This window comes from Bradyrhizobium sp. (assembly GCF_049586575.1).
Taxonomy (GTDB): domain Bacteria; phylum Pseudomonadota; class Alphaproteobacteria; order Rhizobiales; family Xanthobacteraceae; genus Bradyrhizobium.
The window spans coordinates 1-17,217 of sequence record NZ_JBAVCF010000688.1 but is presented as its reverse complement, the minus strand read 5'-3'; the positions used below and the strand labels follow the sequence as shown (position 1 = coordinate 17,217).

The following is a 17,217-nucleotide window of genomic DNA, read 5'->3' as shown; positions in this document are numbered from 1 at the left end:
GCCTGGATTTGCAGCGATGCCGGCACCAGGCTCGGCTTCGTCTCCGACGACACCATCGACGCGCTGATGGAGGCGAAGGCCGACCTGCCGGCGGCGATGCGCACGCTGTCGCTCGATAGCGCCGCCTATCGCGCGATGCGTGAAGGCGAGGAGATGCCCGCGCCTCTGGAGCGCGATATCAATGACCTCGCGTGGCTGTTCTATACCTCGGGCACCACGGGGCGGCCGAAAGGCGTCATGCTCAGCCACGGCAACCTGGTCGCCGCATCGATGTGCTATCTCGCCGATGTCGATCCGGCGACGCCGAAGGATGCCTCGCTCTATGCCGCGCCGATTTCACATGGCGCGGGCCTCTACAACCTCCCGCATGTGCGCATGGGCGGGCGGCATGTGGTGCCGCAATCCGGCGGTTTCGACCCGGACGAGGTCCTCAACCTTGCCCGCAATCTTGAGAATGTCGTGATGTTCGGCGCGCCGACCATGGTCCGCCGGCTGGTCGATGCCGCCAAGCGCCGCGGCGAAAACGGCGAAGGCATCCGCACCATCATCTATGGCGGCGGGCCAATGTATTTGGCCGATATCCGGGAAGCCATCGCGGTGATGGGGCAGCGCTTCGTGCAGATCTACGGCCAGGGTGAATCGCCGATGACGATCACGGCGCTCAGCCGCGAATGGCACATGAAGACCGATCATCCGCGCTATCTGGAACGCCTGGCTTCGGTCGGGACGGCGCAGAGCGTGATGTCGGTTCGCATCACGGGCAAGGACGGCGAGGTGCTGCCGCCGGGCGAGACCGGCGAGGTCGAAGCCAGGGGCACGGCCGTGATGCTTGGTTACTGGAACAATCCGAAAGCCAATGCCGAGACGCTGAAAGACGGCTGGCTGCGCACAGGTGACGTCGGACGGCTGGACGAAGACGGCTTCCTCACGCTCTCGGACCGTTCCAAGGACGTGATCATCTCCGGCGGCAGCAATATCTATCCGCGGGAGGTCGAGGAGGCGCTTCTGACCCATGTCGACGTGCGCGAGGTCTCGGCGATCGGCGTGCCGGATCCCGACTGGGGCGAAATCGTCGTTGCCTGTGTGGTGCTGGAACAGGGTGCCGCGCCCGACGATGCCAAATTGGACAAGCATTGTCTGGCGTCGATTGCGCGCTTCAAGCGACCGAAGCGCTATGTGTATCTCGAGGCATTGCCGAAAAATAACTACGGCAAGGTGCTGAAGACCGAATTGCGGCAGATGATGCGACAATAAGGAGAAGGGGCCATCGACCACAGGCTCTAGGTTTAGAGTGGCTTCGTGCGAAAAAATAATATCGTCGGGCGGCGGGGCCTTCTGCTTTTGATGCCAAGCAATCCGGCGATCGAAGCGAGAACGATCAAACCAATCAATTGAGCCGTGGACTTTGAGAATCTGCACTTCTTCACGGCTATTATCGACCGTTCCGCTAAATTCTGAGACGCTCTTATAGCGCGTCAAAAATAAGCGGTAAGGTTTTCCCGTAGCATCGAGCGCCCGTTCAAGCAACGTATCGTAGTTAAACGTAAAGACGGTATCGCCTGGATCGAGACGCCGTGCAAATTCAAGATAGAGATCAGGTACATCGGCAAGCGCGTTGATTTGCCTTGCTAGAATGCTACCGATCAAAAATTTTGTAACGACGGTTCCTTCGTTGCCGTCCTCGATCCAAGTGTCGCTGCCCCGTAGGCCAAGGTAGTGTTCGACATCGAGGAAACGCATCAAATCCTCGAAATCGACCGTTTCCGGCGTTAGCTTTTTGCCGCAAGCTTCCTCTTGAAATTTAATATAGTGCTTAAGGTCGTCGTTGAATTTTGACGCCCTGTGGTCAGACGGAAAGGATGCTGCGGTCTCGCGTATTTCTTTCCAGAGATCGGCCGCAAGCGGCAATCCTGCGGATCGGGAGAAGCCGGCGCCGAGAATGATAAGCCTGTGCTTTCTTACCATGTCGGTTCCAAGGAGAGCGCAGAGGTAATGGCTTCGTCAAGTCGACGAACCGGCGCACAGTCTTTTAGTGCGTTCTGTGTTCGGGCGCTACATTCATCATGTTTCGCATGCTCCCATACGGTGGCGCGCCTTGATCTTGCCCGCGCCCTGCCGTTACTAGGTTCTTGAGCCGTCAGGGAGCGGCTTCGTATCGGGAGCAGGCCAACCATGGGACCATTGAAGGGCGTCAAAGTCATCGACATGACGACCGTGCTGATGGGGCCCTACGCGACCCAGATGCTGGGCGATTACGGGGCCGACGTCATCAAGGTCGAAAACCTCGATGGCGATGTGACCCGGCTGATCGGTCCGACGCGGCATCCCGGCATGGGACCGGTGTTTCTCAATACCAATCGCAACAAGCGCAGCGTCGCGCTCGACCTGAAGAAGCCGGGCGGCCGCGATGCCCTGCTGCGGCTGATCCAATCCGCCGATGTTCTGATCTACAACGTGCGGCCGCAGGCGATGGCGCGCCTGCAACTTGGCTACGACGTCGTCTCTGACATCAATCCGCGCCTGATCTATACTGGCGTGTTCGGTTTCGGCCAGGACGGTCCCTATGCCGCGAAGCCCGCCTATGACGACCTCATTCAGGGGGCGACCGCGCTGCCGGCGCTGATGGCGCAAACCGGCGACGGCGTGCCGCGTTATGTTCCAAACGCGCTGGTCGATCGAATCGTCGGGCTCACGGCGGTCGGCGCGATTTGCGCGAGCCTCGTGCATCGCGACCGCACCGGACACGGCCAACGCCTGGACATTCCGATGTTCGAGACCATGGCCGGTTTCGTTATGGGTGATCACATGGGCGGTCTGACCTACGAGCCTCCGCTTGATAAGGGCGGCTATGCGCGGCACTTGTCGCGCGACCGCCGGCCTTACAAGACCTCGGACGGCTATATCTGCGTGATCGTCTATAACGACAAGCAGTGGGCGAGCTTCTTCCAGGCGACTGGCCGCGACGACCTGCGCAGCAATCCCGTTTTTTCGTCCTTTGCCGGTCGCGCCACCAATATCGATACGGTCTATGCCGAACTCGCACGCATCTTCGAGACACGGACCACGGCCGAGTGGATCGACCTGCTCACCACCGCCGATATACCGGTCATGCCGATGCATGACCTGGAAAGCATCCTGCAAGACCCGCATCTGGTTTCGACCGGGTTCTTTCCGGTGGTCGATCATCCGAGCGAGGGCAGGATTCGAAGCATGAAGGCGTCCGCCCGATGGTCGGAAACGCCGGTCGAGACCATGCGGCTGGCGCCGCGCCTGAACGAGCACGGCAGCGATGTCCTGAAGGAGGCCGGCTTCTCGGCCGAGGAGATCGCAAGCCTGGTGCGTGGGGGCGCAACGTTAGCCGCATTAAATTCCACCACGGAATAACGCCATGGATTTCGCGCTCACTCCCAACCAGGAATCGATCCGCGACGCGGTTGCAAAGATATGCGCGCGCTTCGACGACGCCTATTGGCTGAAGAAGGACAAGCAAGGTGGTTACCCCGCCGATTTTCATCGGGCGTTGGCGGATGCCGGTTGGCTCGGCATCTGTATCCCCGAGGAATATGGCGGCTCCGGCCTCGGCATTCTTGAAGCTGCGATCATGATGCGCACGATATCGGAGTCGGGTGCCGGCATGTCGGGCGCCTCCGCCGTGCACATGAATGTCTTCGGACTCAATCCCGTGGTCGTGTTCGGCACCAGGGAGCAATGCCAGCGGATGCTGCCGCCGATCGTGGCGGGGGCGCACCGATCCTGTTTTGCTGTCACCGAACCCAACACCGGTCTCAACACCACGCAGTTGAAGACGCGCGCGGTGCGCAAGGGCGACAAATACATCGTCAATGGTCAGAAGGTCTGGATTTCGACGGCGCAGGTCGCCGAGAAGATTCTGCTGCTCGCGCGCACCACGCCGCTGGAAAAGGTGAAGAGCCCGACGCACGGCCTCAGCCTGTTCTATACCGATTTCGATCGGAACCGTATCACGGCGCGCGAAATCGAGAAGATGGGGCGCAAGGCGGTCGATTCCAACGAGCTCTTCATCGAGGACTTCGAAATTCCGCTGGAAGATCGCCTCGGCGAAGAGGGGCGTGGCTTCGAATATATTCTGCACGGCATGAACCCCGAGCGGATCCTGATTGCGGCGGAAGCGGTTGGGCTCGGCCATGTGGCACTGTCGCGCGCCGCCGCCTACGCCAAGGAGCGCAACGTTTTCAATCGCCCGATCGGCAAGAACCAGGCGATCCAGCATCCGCTCGCGGAGAACTGGATGGAGTTGGAGGCCGCGTGGCTGATGACGCTAAAGGCCGCCTGGCAATACGATCAGGGCCAGCCCTGCGGTCCGGCGGCAAATGCCGCGAAGTATCTCGCGGGGGAGGCCGGCTTCCATGCCTGCGAGCAGGCTGTGATGACCCATGGCGGCTTCGGCTATGCCAGGGAATTTCATGTCGAGCGTTACCTGCGCGAATCGCTGATCCCGCGCATCGCCCCGATCAGCCCGCAGCTCATCCTGTGTTTCATCGCCGAAAAAGTGCTGGGCTTGCCGAAGTCGTATTGAGGCGAGCGCCCCTTCCACGAAATCAAAGACACTGTTCAAGGACCCATCATGACTCGTCTCAAGGCCGCGCTTGATCCGCGCTCCGTCGCCGTCATCGGTGCTTCGGAGAATCCCAACAAGGTCGGCGGCCGGCCCGTGCACTATCTCGACAAGTTCGGATTCAAAGGCAAGATTTTCCCGATCAATCCGTCTCGCCCCGAGGTGCAGGGCCACAAATGCTACAAGAGCCTGGGCGATCTCCCGGAAGCGCCGGACATGGTGATCGTAGCGGTTGCCGGCGACAACGCCATCGGCGCGGTGGAAGATTGCGCCGCGCACGGCGTCAAGGTTGCGGTGGTGATGGCATCGGGCTTCGGTGAAGTCGATGCGGTGGAAGGCAAGGCCAAGGAGCGGCGGATGGTCGAGGCCGCGCACAAGGCCGGCATGCGCATCGTCGGTCCCAATTCGCAAGGGCTTGCCAACTTCGGCACCGGCGCGATCGCAAGCTTCTCCACCATGTTCATGGATATGGATCGCGCAGAAGGCCACGTCGCGATGCTCAGCCAGAGCGGCGCGCTGTCGACGGTGCCCGTTGGATTTCTGCGTCAGCGCGGCATCGGCGTGCGCCACACCCACGCCACCGGCAACGACGCCGATATCACGGTCGGCGAACTCGCGGTCGCGGTCGCCGAGGACCCCGAAGTCAAGCTGTTGCTGCTGTATCTCGAGAGCATTCCGGAAACAAAATATCTCGAGGAACTCGCTTCCGTGGCGTTGAAGCGCGACCTGCCGATCATTGCGCTGAAATCGGGCCGCTCTGAAGCCGGACGCCAGGCGGCGCAATCGCATACCGGCGCGCTTGCCAATGAAGATCGCGTCGTCGACGCCTTCTTCGAGCAGCACGGCATCTGGCGCGCGCCGGATATGCGCGGGCTGGTGGAGGCGACCGAGCTTTATCTCAAAGGCTGGAAGCCAAAGGGTAGGCGGCTTGTCGCCATCAGCAATTCCGGCGCGGTCTGCGTCATGACCGCGGATGCCGCGACGAATGTCGGGATGCCGATGGCGAAACTCTCGGCCGAGACCGACAAGAAGCTCAAGGGCATCCTGCCGAGCTTTGCCACCACCACCAATCCGATCGATCTGACGGCCGCGCTATTGTCCAATAGCCGGCTGTTCGGCGACATCCTTCCCGTCATCGCCGAAGATCCGGCTGCCGACGCATTCCTGATCGGGGTTCCTGTGGCGGGGCCCGGCTACGATGTCGAGGCTTTTGCCCGCGATGCGGCCGCCTTCGGCAAACAGACCGGCAAGCCGCTGGTGATCGCGGCCACCCAGAAGAGCGTCGCCGATCAATTTGCCGCTGAAGGATCCTCGGTGTTCCCGACGGAGACGGAAGCCGTCGCCGCACTGCACCAGTTTCTGGCGCACCGCGAGTTGATGGCGCGCACCAGCGCGCGCCAGGTGCAGGGTTCCCACGCTCGCGCGCCATGGGTACCGGCGGCGGCGAACACAATGCTCAACGAGGCCGACAGCCTTGCGTTGCTGGCCGGGCGCGGCGTTCCCGTCGTCGCGCATCGGCTCTGCCGGTCCCGCGCCGAAGCGATTGCGGCCTTCGAGACCATCGGCGGCCCGGTCGTGGTCAAGGGCTGCTCGGCCGATATCGCGCACAAGTCCGAGCTTGGGCTCGTCAAACTGGGCGTGGCGAGCCGCGAGGAGGCGGGCGAAGTCTGGTCTCAGATGGAAGCGATTATTCGCAAGCACGGCTCGCGGTTCGACGGCGTCATCGTGGCCGCGATGGCGGGCGGCCGCCGCGAGATCATGATCGGCGCGCATCGTGATCCCGTCTTCGGTCCCGTGGTGGCGGTCGGCGACGGCGGCAAATATGTCGAGATCTTTCGCGATACCGCGCTGCTGTTGCCGCCGTTTTCGAAGGAAGAGGCGAAGGCCGCGCTCCAGAAGCTTAAAATCGCGCCGCTATTTGCGGGCGTGCGTGGCGAGCCGCCGATGGATATTGAAGCGCTCTGCGATGCGGTAATGCGGATCGGCGATTTGATGCTGGATCCCACAGCCAAAGTGGTGAGCCTTGATCTCAACCCGGTGCTGCTCGACAGCGCCGGCAAGGGCTGCGTGGTTGTGGATGCGGTTGTTTTTGAGGGATAGCGTGTCTCAACGCCGATTTGGACCGTGGTCGCGAACGCAACGAGGCAATCCCCCAAAGGCTACGCGGAACTATGGCCCCGGATTGCCTCGTCGCATTCGCTTAACCCCGCGCGGCTGGCGGTGGGTGATCTACCGCCAGTAGAAGACAACGCTGGCGATGACGATCATGGCCGTCACTGCCATCATCTGCGCGAGCGCCTCCGAGGCCGCCTTCTTGGTGGCGTCCGTCATGCAGTTCTCCCTAGACTCGGGCCTGGGTGAACCCGGATTTCTGGACGCGATTCATCGTTGCCCGGAAAGGCTTGACGACCGACTGGATTTACTCGGAACACCCCACGACGAGTATTCGCTTTGATTGAGTCCCCACTCAGCGAATATCGACGACTGTAATTTTGTTTAGCATTGAGGCGGCATTTTGGCCCGCCTGTAGCGGGTTTATGCGGAAGCTGAGGAATTTTGGAAGCGCGGAGTCAATTGGCCGTATTCAGGCTCTGCTGAATTCAACCTCCCCCACTGAGGCCCGCAGCACAGCCAAATCCGGGGTGCGGGGCGCACGCCGGAAGCAATTCGGTCGCGCTGCAATTTTCAAATCGTCAGGATTATGGAAGACTGCCGAACGGGTCTGTGTGCGACCGGAAAATATCTGGATGAGATCGTTCTCGATAGCGGCATCGCCAAATTCAAAGAGCGCATCGTCGTGCTCGACTCGCGCAACGTCGATACTCTGATCGTTTTGCCTTGTAGCGCCCCGAGTCAGGCCTAAAAGCAGGTCTAGGTATAGTTCCAATGCCCGTTGATCAGACATTCCCGGCCAGATACCATTTGCGAACGACGTCCGCCGACCAAAAGGCGTTCGCGAAAGCCGTTCGAGGTAAACCATGGCCCGCATTGATTATTGCGATACGTCGAAGTCGAACGAACGCACCAAAGAAATTCTGGGCAAGAACCGCAACGCCAATATCTTTCGGATGATGGCGCATTCGCCGAGCTACTTCGAGCAATATTGCCGGCTGGGCGGCGCGATCCGCCATCGCGGCGAGCTCGACCCGATCGTTCGGGAAATCGCGATCACCCGAACCGGGATCCTGTGCGAGGCGCCCTATGAGATCGTGGCGCACAAGCGCATAGGCAAGAATGTCGGCGTCACCGACGAACAGAACGAGGCGCTGGAGAATTGGGAGACGGCGACTTGCTTTGACGAGGTGCAGCGGGCCGCATTGGCCTTTACCGATGAGATCATTCGTCTTCGTCGTCCGAGCGATGAAACGTTCAAGGCGATTGCCGCGAAGTTAACCCCGGCTGCACTGGTCGAATTGCAGCTCTCGGTCGGCTTCTACATCATGACCTCGAAGTTTCTCGAGACCTTCGACATCGACTTGCAGCCTGTGGAGCAGGTGGTCTGACCATATTAGTCAGGTTTCCAGGATCGCGACGATCTGACCTTCACTGACGAGATCGTCGACGCGGACCAAAATCGATTTGATGATACCGGCTGCGGGCGACGCGGCCGGTATTTCCATTTTCATCGCTTCGACGACGACGATCTCCTCGCCTTCGCCGACGCGAGCGCTTACCGGCACCGCGAGTTTGCAAACGCGCCCTGCTACTTCCGTCGCAATCTTGAGGTCAGGCATCGCAGGTTCCACGTGTTGTTTCGCTATGCGAACAAAATGCAGTGTTTTTCAGAAGGTTAATGTCGTCGCTTGCAGTTGTCGCGCCAGATTGCCTGAGATAGTTTACTGCACAAAACGAAATTTAGTTCCGCTGTGCGGAATGGGGAGAGATGCGATGGGGCGGCGCTCAGAGCGGCTGAGCAAGCACGGAATGCTTGCGCATGAAGCTGCCGGCGAGAGCGATGTTATTCAAGTGGTCTCGCGCGCATTCGATATCTTGCGCTGCTTCGAGGGACACGAGGCAAGGCTCGGTAATCTTGAAATTTCAAGCCGCTGCGGATTGCCGCGCTCGACCGTATCGCGCCTGACGCACACGCTGACGCGAATGGGTCAGCTCGTCTACCTGCCGCGCGACCAGAAGTATCGCATCGGACCAAGCGCGGTCGCGATGAGCACCTCGATGATGCGAGGCCTGCAGTTGCGCCATCTGATCCGGATGCGTTTGCAGGAGGTGGCCGAGAAATTGCCGGGTACCGTAGGCTTCGTCATTCCCGACCGCTTCCATCTCGTCTATCTCGAGGTCGGCCGCGCCGCCAACGCGATCGGTCTTTCATCGACATCAGGGACGCGGATTGCGATCGCGAGCACCGCGGCGGGCCATGCCTATGCGGCTGCGCTGGCGCCGGAAGCCGCCGAAGCCTTGCTTGCGGACATGGAGCGCGAAATTCCCGAAAGCGCGAAGCTGTTGCGGCCTCGCCTGGATGCGGACCGTTACTCCTTGCGCGAACGCGGCTATGTGACGGTGTGCGGACTGTGGAGCCCGCATATCAACGGATTGGCGGTCCCGCTGTGGTCGCCGCAATACCAGACCTATGTCGTGGTCACGATCGGTCTTCTTTCCAATGTTTATGATGAAATGCAGCTGCACAAGGAAGTCGCGCCAAGGATTCTTGAATTGAGCGCATCGATCCGGACTGTGCTAGAGGATGGCGAAAGCGCGCTGTTCAGCCGGCGGGTGCAGGGCGGCCCGCTTTGAGGGGCGGGCTAGTGTGGCGATTCAGAAGTCCGCATCGTTTGTGCCGCGGGCCTGCCGGAGAAAAAAATAGATGAACTGGAAGCCGGAGCTCGACGAACTGGCCCGGCGCGAAGCCTTTGCCCGTCAGATGGGTGGCCCCGACAAGGTCAAGCGCCAGCGCGACCAGGGCAGGCTCACCGTCCGCGAACGCATCGATGGATTGCTCGACCGCGAAAGTTTCCACGAAATCGGCGCGGTATCCGGATCGGCGGAATATGATGAAAAAGGCGAGCTGAGGAACCTCACGCCGGCCAATTGCGTGTTCGGCCGTGGCAAGGTCGACGGCCGTACCGTGGTCGTGGTCGGCGACGACTTTACGGTGCGCGGCGGCTCGGCGGACGCCTCGATCTCGGCCAAGCCGCTGATGGCCGAGGAAATGGCGCATGATTTCCGGCTGCCGATCATCCGGCTGATCGAAGGCTCTGGCGGCGGGGGGTCTGTCAAAACCATCGAGACCAAGGGGGCGGCCAATCTGCCGGGCGGGATCGGTGGCAATCGGTGGTACGCCTATACGACCGCAAACCTCGCGCGCGTGCCGGTGGTCGGCCTTGGACTCGGTTCCGTTGCTGGCCTCGGCGCGGCGCGGCTCGCCGCCAGCCACTATTCAGTCATGACGAAAAGCTCCGCGATGTTCGTCGCTGGTCCACCGGTCGTGAAGCGGTTGGGACAAGATCTCGGCAAGCAGGAACTCGGCGGCGCCGACATTCAGACCCGCGCCGGAAGCGTCGATCAGGCGGTTGAAACCGAGGTTGAGGCTTTTGCCTGCGCGAAACGCTTTCTGTCGTATTTGCCTTCGTCGGTTTACGAATTGCCGCCGACCCTTCCATGTCACGACGATCCGGAACGGCCGGAGGAATCTTTGCTGTCGGCGGTGCCGCGCAACCGCCGCCAGGTCTACAAGATGCGGCCCATCATCAACGCCGTCGTCGACAAGGATTCGTTCTTCGAAATCGGCGCCAATTTCGGCCGCCCGGTCATCGTCGGCCTGGCGCGGCTGCAGGGCAGGGCGGTATTGGTGCTCGGCAGCGATCCCTTTCACTACGGTGGTTCATGGACGGCGGACGCCTGCCAGAAGGTCGTTCGCTGGGTCGACTTCGCCGAGACTTTCCATCTGCCGGTAGTCTATCTGATGGACTGCCCCGGTTTCATGATCGGGCTCGAGGCCGAGAAGGCCGCAACCATCCGTCACGGCGTGCGCGCGATGGCCGCGGTCAACCAGTCGACCGTTCCCTGGTGCACTGTCATCGTGCGCAACTCCTTTGGGGTGGCCGGCGTCGTGCATCAGCCGGCCGACCGTTTTTCAATGCGTTATGCCTGGCCCTCGGCCTATTGGGGATCGTTGCCGCTGGAAGGCGGGATCGAGGCAGCCTATCGCGCCGACATCGATGCGGCCGACGATCCGCAGGCCAAGCTCGAAGAGATCGAGGACCGGCTCAACAAGCTGCGTTCGCCATTTCGTACCGCGGAGAAGTTCTGGGTCGAGGAAATCATCGACCCGCGCAAGACCCGCTCGCTGCTGTGCGAATTCGCGCGCCTTGCCGAGCCGCTGCGCACGCCGGGGCCGCCGACAAAGATGACCACGAGGCCCTAGGCTTGCGCGGCGACCGCTTTTGGCGCACGCGAGATAGCAAGCACGATCAACGCCGCCACCACGCAAAGCACCCCGGCGAAGAAGAAGGCGGGGAGGTAGGTCGCCAGCACGGTGCGCGACAGCCCGGCGCCGAACGCCGCGAAGGCCGCGCCGATCTGGTGGCCGGCGAAGACCCATCCGAACACGAGGTTTGCGCGCTCAGGCCCAAAACGCTGCGCCGTCAGCCGTACCGTGGGGGGCACGGTGGCGATCCAGTCGAGGCCATAGAACATCGCAAACAGCGACAGGCCGTAGAACGAGAAATCCGTGAACGGCAGCATCAGCAGGGAGAGGCCGCGCAGGCCGTAATACCAGAACAATAGCCAGCGATTGTCGTAACGGTCCGACAGCCAGCCCGACATGATGGTGCCGAAGAAGTCGAAGATGCCCATTGCCGCGAGCAGGCTTGCCGCCTGCACCTGCGGGATGCCGAAATCGAGACACATCGGGATCAGGTGGACCTGGATCAGGCCGTTGGTCGAAGCGCCGCAGATGAAGAAAGTTGCAAACAGAATCCAGAACGCGCGCGTTTGAGAGGCATCGCGCAACGTACCCAGCGCCGCCGCCATGATCGGCGCGTTGCTCGGGGGAGGCGCCGGTAGCGGCTCGGTGCCCTCGTCGCCGAACGGGCGCAATCCGACGTCGCCTGGCCGGTCGCGCATCAGCATCAATACCGCGAAAGCGGCGACCCCTAGCATGACGCAAACCAGCGCCAGCGCGATCCGCCATCCCATCCGTTCGGTGATGCTGGCAAGCAGCGGCAGGAATACCAGTTGTCCGGTCGCGACGCTGGCGGTCAGGATCCCGACCACGAGACCGCGGCGTGCGTTGAACCAGCGCGCGGCAACCGTCGCGCCCAGGACGAGCGCGGTCATCCCGGTGCCGATGCCGATCACGACGCCCCACAGCAGCAGTAAATGCCAGACCTTCGTCATGGCGAGCGAAGCAAAAAGCGCCGAAGCCACGATCAGAAGCGCCGACAGCGTAACGTTGCGCAGGCCGTAGCGGTTCATGAGCGCGGCCGCGAACGGCGCCATCAGCCCGAACAGGATGAAGCGGATCGACAGCGCGGAGGAGATTTCCGCGGTGCTCCAGCCGAACTCCTTCTGCAACGGCACAATGAACACGCCAGGCGCGCCGACCGTGCCGGCGGTGATCAATGCGGTGAGAAAGGTGACGCCGACCATCACCCAGCCGTAGTGAATGTTGCGGCGGGCAAGCGCTGCGGAAAGCCAGTTCGAAATCAAGTTCGCCCCCGGAGCGAATTCGGTTGATTGCACATGCATATTGACCAAATCGATGCGTGACCGAAATGGCAAAGTTCCCTCATTTTCAGACATCGCCCGTTGTCAGGATGTGATCCGCTCGACGGCAATCGCGGTTGCTTCGCCGCCGCCGATGCATAGCGCCGCCACGCCCCGTCTAAGGTTTCGCGCTTCAAGCGCGTGCAGCAGCGTGACGATGAGGCGAGCGCCGGTCGCGCCGATCGGGTGACCAAGCGCGCAGGCGCCGCCATTGACATTCAGTTTATCTCTCGAAATACCGAGGTCGCGCTGCGCGGCCATCGCGACCACGGCGAAGGCCTCATTGATCTCGAACAGGTCGACGTCTCCGACGCTCCAGCCGGCCTTGTCCAGTACTTTGCGGATCGCGGGGATCGGTGCGGTCGTGAACCATTGCGGCTCCTGGCTGTGGGTGGCGTGAGCCTTGATCTCGGCCAAAACGGGCAAGCCTTCACGGTCTGCGAGCGCGCGCCTGGCGATGACAAGGGCTGCGGCGCCGTCGGCATTGGCCGAGGAGGCCGCCGGCGTGATCGTGCCGTTGGGGCGGAATGCCGGCTTCAGCCCGGGAATTTTGGCAGGGTCGACTTTCAGCGGGATTTCGTCGTTGCCCACGGCACGCGGTCCGGCCTTCTCCTTGACCGTCAGGGGCACGATCTCCGCCTTGAACGCGCCGCCTTCCACCGCCTTGCGGGCGCGCGTCAGCGTTTCCATCGCGTAAGCATCCTGGGCATCGCGCGTAAACTGATAGGTTTCCGCGGTCGCTTCGCCAAAATCACCCATGGAGCGGCCGGCCTCATAGGCATCCTCGAGGCCGTCGAGCAGCATGTGGTCGATGAGACGGTCGTGGCCTACGCGATATCCGCCGCGCGCCTTGGCCAGCAGATAGGGCGCATTGCTCATGCTCTCCATGCCGCCGGACACCACGATGTCGGCGGAGCCGGCGCGGATGATGTCGTGAGCCAGCATCGTGGCTTTCATGCCGGAGCCGCACACCTTGTTGATGGTGGTGGCGCCGGTGGCATCCGGCAGTCCGGCGCCGCGCGCGGCCTGTCTTGCGGGAGCCTGGCCCTGTCCGGCCGGCAACACGCAGCCCATGAACACCTCGTCAATCCGCTCCGGCTTGAGTTTTGCGCGTTCGAGCGCCGCCGCGATTACGTGGGAGCCGAGCTGGTGGGCGGAAAAAGGCGAAAGCTCGCCCATAAAACGTCCGAGCGGGGTGCGGACGGCGGAGACAATGACGACGGGATCGGAGGTCTGGGCCATGACAAGTCTCGATCAAAGGAGCTGCCGGATAGATTACACATATCATATAATGCACTGCAAAAATTTGCAATGCACCGCTCCGATGACAACTACACATACATCTGATGAGAAAATGTCTTGGGCGCCATTCCCGGCGAGCGGCCTTTACCGCTTTCGGTTTATAAATTCCTGCATCAGCCGCTTCGGCTCGTCGGTGAGGAACGAGCGGCCGAACACCCCAATGCTCAGATTGACCGATTCCGTCAGCGGCAATTCTTCCCATTGCCGAAGCAGGGCCTTTTGCGCCCGCAGCGCCTCCGGGCCGCACTTCAACAGCGCTTCGACCGTCTTTTCGACCGCGGCATCGAGGCCGCCTTCCGGTGCGACCACGTCGACCAGTCCCCAGGCCAGTGCCGTGGCGGCATCGATATTTTCGGCCGTCATCACCAGCCAGCGGGTGCGGCCCGAGCCGATCAGGCGTGGCAGCAATGCGGCGTGAATGACGCTCGGAATTCCGACGCGGACTTCCGGCATGCCGAATTTCGCGTCACCCGCCGCGATGCGGAAATCACAGGCAGCCGCAACCTCAAGGCCGCCGCCAAGGCACCAGCCCGGCATGCGTGCGATCACGGGAGCGGGGAAGGTTCGCACGGCTTCGCAGAGATCGCGCAGGCCGGTGATGAATTTCTCGGCAGAATTCCGATCGAGCCGCGCCATCTCCTTGATGTCGGCCCCGCCGATCATGCTTTTTTGGCTTTCTCCGGCGAGAACAAGTACGCGGATCTGCCGCTCCGCCGCCAGTGTCTCAAATCCCTCGCGGGCCGCCCGGATCACTTCCGATCCCATAAGATTGAGCGGGCCGGCATTGCAAATCGTCAGACGCACGACGCCACGTGAATCGCGATCGATGCCGCAATGGGAGCTGAGCATCTGCATGGACACCTCACTTCGCGCGAAGGAAGAAACCAGTTCCCCGGCAAAAATTGCGTTTGTCAAGACCGTAAAAGGAAGTGCCCGTCGCTGCCTTTTGTGCAGCGCAAGTAACGAAAGCTGGAAACGAGCGAAATAAGATGCGGCATTTCACGAACGCGGATGTTAAAAGGAAATGGACATCATTATATGACTTCAAACATATCATGAGAACTTCATGCGCTACTCCAAGGAACACAAGTTTCAGACCCACGCACGGATCGTAAAGCGGGCGTCGGTCAAGCTTCGCGAGAAGGGTGCCCACGGCATCGGGGTTGCCGATCTCATGAAGGACGCCGGCCTGACCCATGGCGGGTTTTACGCGCACTTCGACTCGCGCGAAGCGCTGGTGATCGAAGCCTTGACGCATGCCATGGACCGATCGACCGAGCGTTGGCGAAAGCTGTCGGATGAAACGCCGGTCGAAAAGCGCCTGTCGAGGATTGTGAATACCTATCTCGCGCCGACCCACCGCGACGATCCCGGTCACGGCTGCGCGGTGCCGGCGCTGGCCGCGGAGATTGCCCGGGAAAGCGCCAAGACGCGGCGGGTATTTGCCGGCCGGATGGAGCAGATGATCGATATGCTCGCCGAGCAGTTTCACGGCGTGCCGCCCAGGGCGGCGCGGAAGCAGGCGATCGCGGCGCTGGCCACCATGATGGGAACGCTGGTGATGGCGCGGATTACCGCGAACGGCGAGGTATCCAACGAGATACTCAAATCGGGCCGCGAGGCCATCCTGGGACGCGTGAAGCCGCCGGCCGCGAAAAAATCGGACAAAAAGGCGGCGCGTTCGGCTTAAGCCGGAAGCGCTTCATTCGACGTTCGTCTTAGAGGTGCGAAAAGGCCGTAGATTGCGATTTTTGCGCATCTCTGCTGCGCTGAAAAAACCTTTCCAAACACCCTAAAGCCTGCAAGATGTCAGTGCAGTGGATTTGATATTCGCTGCGCCGTGGCCGCGCGTTCGCGAATAGCGAATGTCAAATCCAAAACTCCACTGCAAACTGATATTTGCTGGTGTCCCTTTGGCTCTGACATTCGTAAACGAACGCGCCGCGACAGGATACGAATGTCGGAACCGGGGCACTAGCTGAAACCGGCACCTGGATTTCTTGGAGGAACGCATGCGTACGATCGGGCATTTTATCGGTGGCCGTGAGGTCAAGGGCACATCGGGCAGGTTTGCCGATGTTTTTCAGCCGATGACAGGCGAGGTTCAGGCCAAGGTCGCGCTCGCCTCCAAGGCCGAAATGCGCGCCGCCGTCGAGAATGCCAAGGCCGCTCAACCGGAATGGGCGGCGACCAACCCGCAGCGGCGGGTTCGCGTGTTGATGAAATTCCTCGAGCTGGTGGCCCGCGACAATGATGCCCTGGCCGAATTGCTGGCGCGGGAACACGGCAAGACGTTCCCCGACGCAAAAGGCGACATCCTGCGCGGCGTGGAGGTCGTGGAGTTCGCGATTGGTATTCCGCAGCTGATGAAGGGCGAATTCACGGAAGGAGCTGGTCCCGGTATCGATCTCTATTCGATGCGCCAGCCGCTCGGCGTCGTCGCTGGCATCACGCCATTCAATTTTCCGGCGATGATCCCGATGTGGAAATTCGCGCCGGCGATCGCCTGCGGCAACGCCTTCATCCTGAAGCCGTCGGAGCGCGATCCTGGTGTGCCGATGAGACTGGCCGAACTGATGCTGGAGGCCGGGCTGCCGCCGGGCATCCTCAACGTCGTCAATGGCGACAAGGAAGCGGTGGACGCCATTCTCGATGACCACGATATTTCCGCAGTCGGCTTTGTCGGTTCGTCCACGATCGCGCAATACATCTATGAGCGCGCGGCCGCGAACGGCAAGCGCGTACAATGTTTCGGCGGCGCCAAGAACCATCTCATCATCATGCCGGATGCGGACATGGATCAGACCGTGGACGCGCTCGTCGGTTCCGGCTACGGCGCTGCGGGCGAGCGTTGCATGGCGGTGTCGGTTGCCGTTCCCGTCGGCAAGACCACCGCCGACCGGTTGATGGAAAAGCTCATTCCGCGTGTCGAGAACCTGAAGATCGGCCCCTCGCTCGATGCGACCGCCGATTTCGGGCCGCTTGTGACCCGTGAAGCGCTTGAGCGGGTCAAGAACTATGTCGAAATCGGAGTCAAGGAAGGCGCCAAGCTCGCCGTCGATGGCCGCGGTTTCAAGATGCAGGGCTATGAGAATGGCTTCTACATGGGCGGCTGCCTGTTCGACCACGTCACCAAGGACATGCGGATCTACAAGGAAGAGATTTTCGGCCCGGTGCTGTCAGTAGTCCGCGCCAAGGATTATGCCGAAGCGCTGGCGTTGCCCTCCGAACATGAATACGGCAACGGCGTTGCGATCTTCACCCGCGACGGTGACGCCGCGCGCGATTTCGCCAACAGGGTCAATGTCGGCATGGTCGGCGTCAATGTCCCGATCCCGGTTCCGGTCGCTTACTACACGTTCGGCGGCTGGAAGCGTTCCGGCTTCGGCGATCTCAATCAGTACGGACCGGACTCGATCCGCTTCTACACCAAGACCAAGACGGTGACCGCGCGCTGGCCTTCCGGGATCAAGGACGGGGCTGACTTCGCGATGCCGACGATGAACTGACGCAGAACGGCCTCTTCGAGGAGGCGCCCGGAGCAGATGCAGTTCGCACTCACCGAGGACCAGATTGCGGTTCGCGACATGGCGCGGGAT

The 17,217-nt window shown here is 61.5% G+C and carries 13 protein-coding genes and 1 pseudogene; 9 read left to right on the top strand and 5 right to left on the bottom strand.

Going from position 1 to position 17,217, the window contains the following annotated elements:
* On the top strand, nucleotides 1–1,254 hold a 1,254-nt coding region (locus WB528_RS25180; RefSeq protein WP_423891806.1), incomplete at its 5' end, for an AMP-binding protein.
* Nucleotides 1,255–1,386: 132 nt separating this feature from the next.
* Here WB528_RS25180 and WB528_RS25175 read toward each other — a convergent pair.
* Nucleotides 1,387–1,740 (bottom strand): annotated as a pseudogene (locus WB528_RS25175) (SIR2 family protein); the annotation flags it as partial.
* Nucleotides 1,741–2,172: 432 nt separating this feature from the next.
* On the opposite strand from WB528_RS25175, the gene WB528_RS25170 reads away from it, so the two are divergent.
* From WB528_RS25170 to WB528_RS25155, 4 genes are all read left to right on the top strand, one after another.
* Complete coding sequence (locus WB528_RS25170) at nucleotides 2,173–3,384, top strand: CaiB/BaiF CoA transferase family protein (RefSeq protein ID WP_423891804.1); 1,212 nt, start codon at nucleotides 2,173–2,175, stop codon at nucleotides 3,382–3,384.
* 4 nt (nucleotides 3,385–3,388) lie between these two features.
* Nucleotides 3,389–4,555: an acyl-CoA dehydrogenase family protein gene (locus WB528_RS25165; protein WP_423891801.1), complete on the top strand. Its 1,167-nt coding sequence runs from the start codon at nucleotides 3,389–3,391 to the stop codon at nucleotides 4,553–4,555.
* Between the two features lie 48 nt (nucleotides 4,556–4,603).
* On the top strand, nucleotides 4,604–6,694 hold the full coding sequence (locus tag WB528_RS25160) for an acetate--CoA ligase family protein (protein ID WP_423891800.1): 2,091 nt from the start codon (nucleotides 4,604–4,606) through the stop codon (nucleotides 6,692–6,694).
* Between the two features lie 878 nt (nucleotides 6,695–7,572).
* A complete protein-coding gene (locus WB528_RS25155) occupies nucleotides 7,573–8,097 on the top strand; it encodes a carboxymuconolactone decarboxylase family protein (RefSeq protein ID WP_423891798.1) in 525 nt (174 codons plus the stop codon).
* Nucleotides 8,098–8,106: 9 nt separating this feature from the next.
* Here WB528_RS25155 and WB528_RS25150 read toward each other — a convergent pair whose 3' ends face one another.
* Entirely contained in the window at nucleotides 8,107–8,328 is a 222-nt protein-coding gene (locus WB528_RS25150) for an acetyl-CoA carboxylase biotin carboxyl carrier protein subunit (protein WP_423891796.1), read from the bottom strand.
* 154 nt (nucleotides 8,329–8,482) lie between these two features.
* On the opposite strand from WB528_RS25150, the gene WB528_RS25145 reads away from it, so the two are divergent.
* Both WB528_RS25145 and WB528_RS25140 read left to right on the top strand, forming a co-directional pair.
* Entirely contained in the window at nucleotides 8,483–9,343 is an 861-nt protein-coding gene (locus tag WB528_RS25145) for an IclR family transcriptional regulator (RefSeq protein WP_423891793.1), read from the top strand.
* A gap of 70 nt (nucleotides 9,344–9,413) precedes the next feature.
* Nucleotides 9,414–10,973, top strand: a complete 1,560-nt coding sequence (locus WB528_RS25140) for an acyl-CoA carboxylase subunit beta (protein WP_423891791.1) — start codon at nucleotides 9,414–9,416, stop codon at nucleotides 10,971–10,973.
* Here WB528_RS25140 and WB528_RS25135 read toward each other — a convergent pair.
* From WB528_RS25135 to WB528_RS25125, 3 genes are all read right to left on the bottom strand, one after another.
* Nucleotides 10,970–12,259: an MFS transporter gene (locus WB528_RS25135; RefSeq protein WP_423891788.1), complete on the bottom strand. Its 1,290-nt coding sequence runs from the start codon at nucleotides 12,257–12,259 to the stop codon at nucleotides 10,970–10,972. The two genes, WB528_RS25140 and WB528_RS25135, sit on opposite strands and share 4 nt — an antisense overlap.
* 102 nt (nucleotides 12,260–12,361) lie before the next feature.
* Nucleotides 12,362–13,558: a thiolase family protein gene (locus tag WB528_RS25130; RefSeq protein WP_423891786.1), complete on the bottom strand. Its 1,197-nt coding sequence runs from the start codon at nucleotides 13,556–13,558 to the stop codon at nucleotides 12,362–12,364.
* 144 nt (nucleotides 13,559–13,702) lie between these two features.
* Nucleotides 13,703–14,473, bottom strand: coding sequence for an enoyl-CoA hydratase (locus tag WB528_RS25125; protein WP_423891785.1), 771 nt, complete (start codon nucleotides 14,471–14,473; stop codon nucleotides 13,703–13,705).
* A 211-nt stretch (nucleotides 14,474–14,684) separates the two neighbouring features.
* Here WB528_RS25125 and WB528_RS25120 point away from each other — a divergent pair, with 211 nt between their 5' ends.
* Together WB528_RS25120 and WB528_RS25115 are read left to right on the top strand one after the other, a co-directional pair.
* The gene (locus WB528_RS25120; protein ID WP_423891783.1) at nucleotides 14,685–15,308 is read left to right on the top strand and encodes a TetR/AcrR family transcriptional regulator; all 624 of its coding nucleotides are present in this window, start codon (nucleotides 14,685–14,687) and stop codon (nucleotides 15,306–15,308) included.
* A gap of 322 nt (nucleotides 15,309–15,630) precedes the next feature.
* Nucleotides 15,631–17,127 (top strand): CoA-acylating methylmalonate-semialdehyde dehydrogenase, encoded by a 1,497-nt coding sequence (locus tag WB528_RS25115; protein WP_423891781.1) that lies wholly within the window; start codon nucleotides 15,631–15,633, stop codon nucleotides 17,125–17,127.
* Nucleotides 17,128–17,217 lie beyond the last annotated feature (90 nt).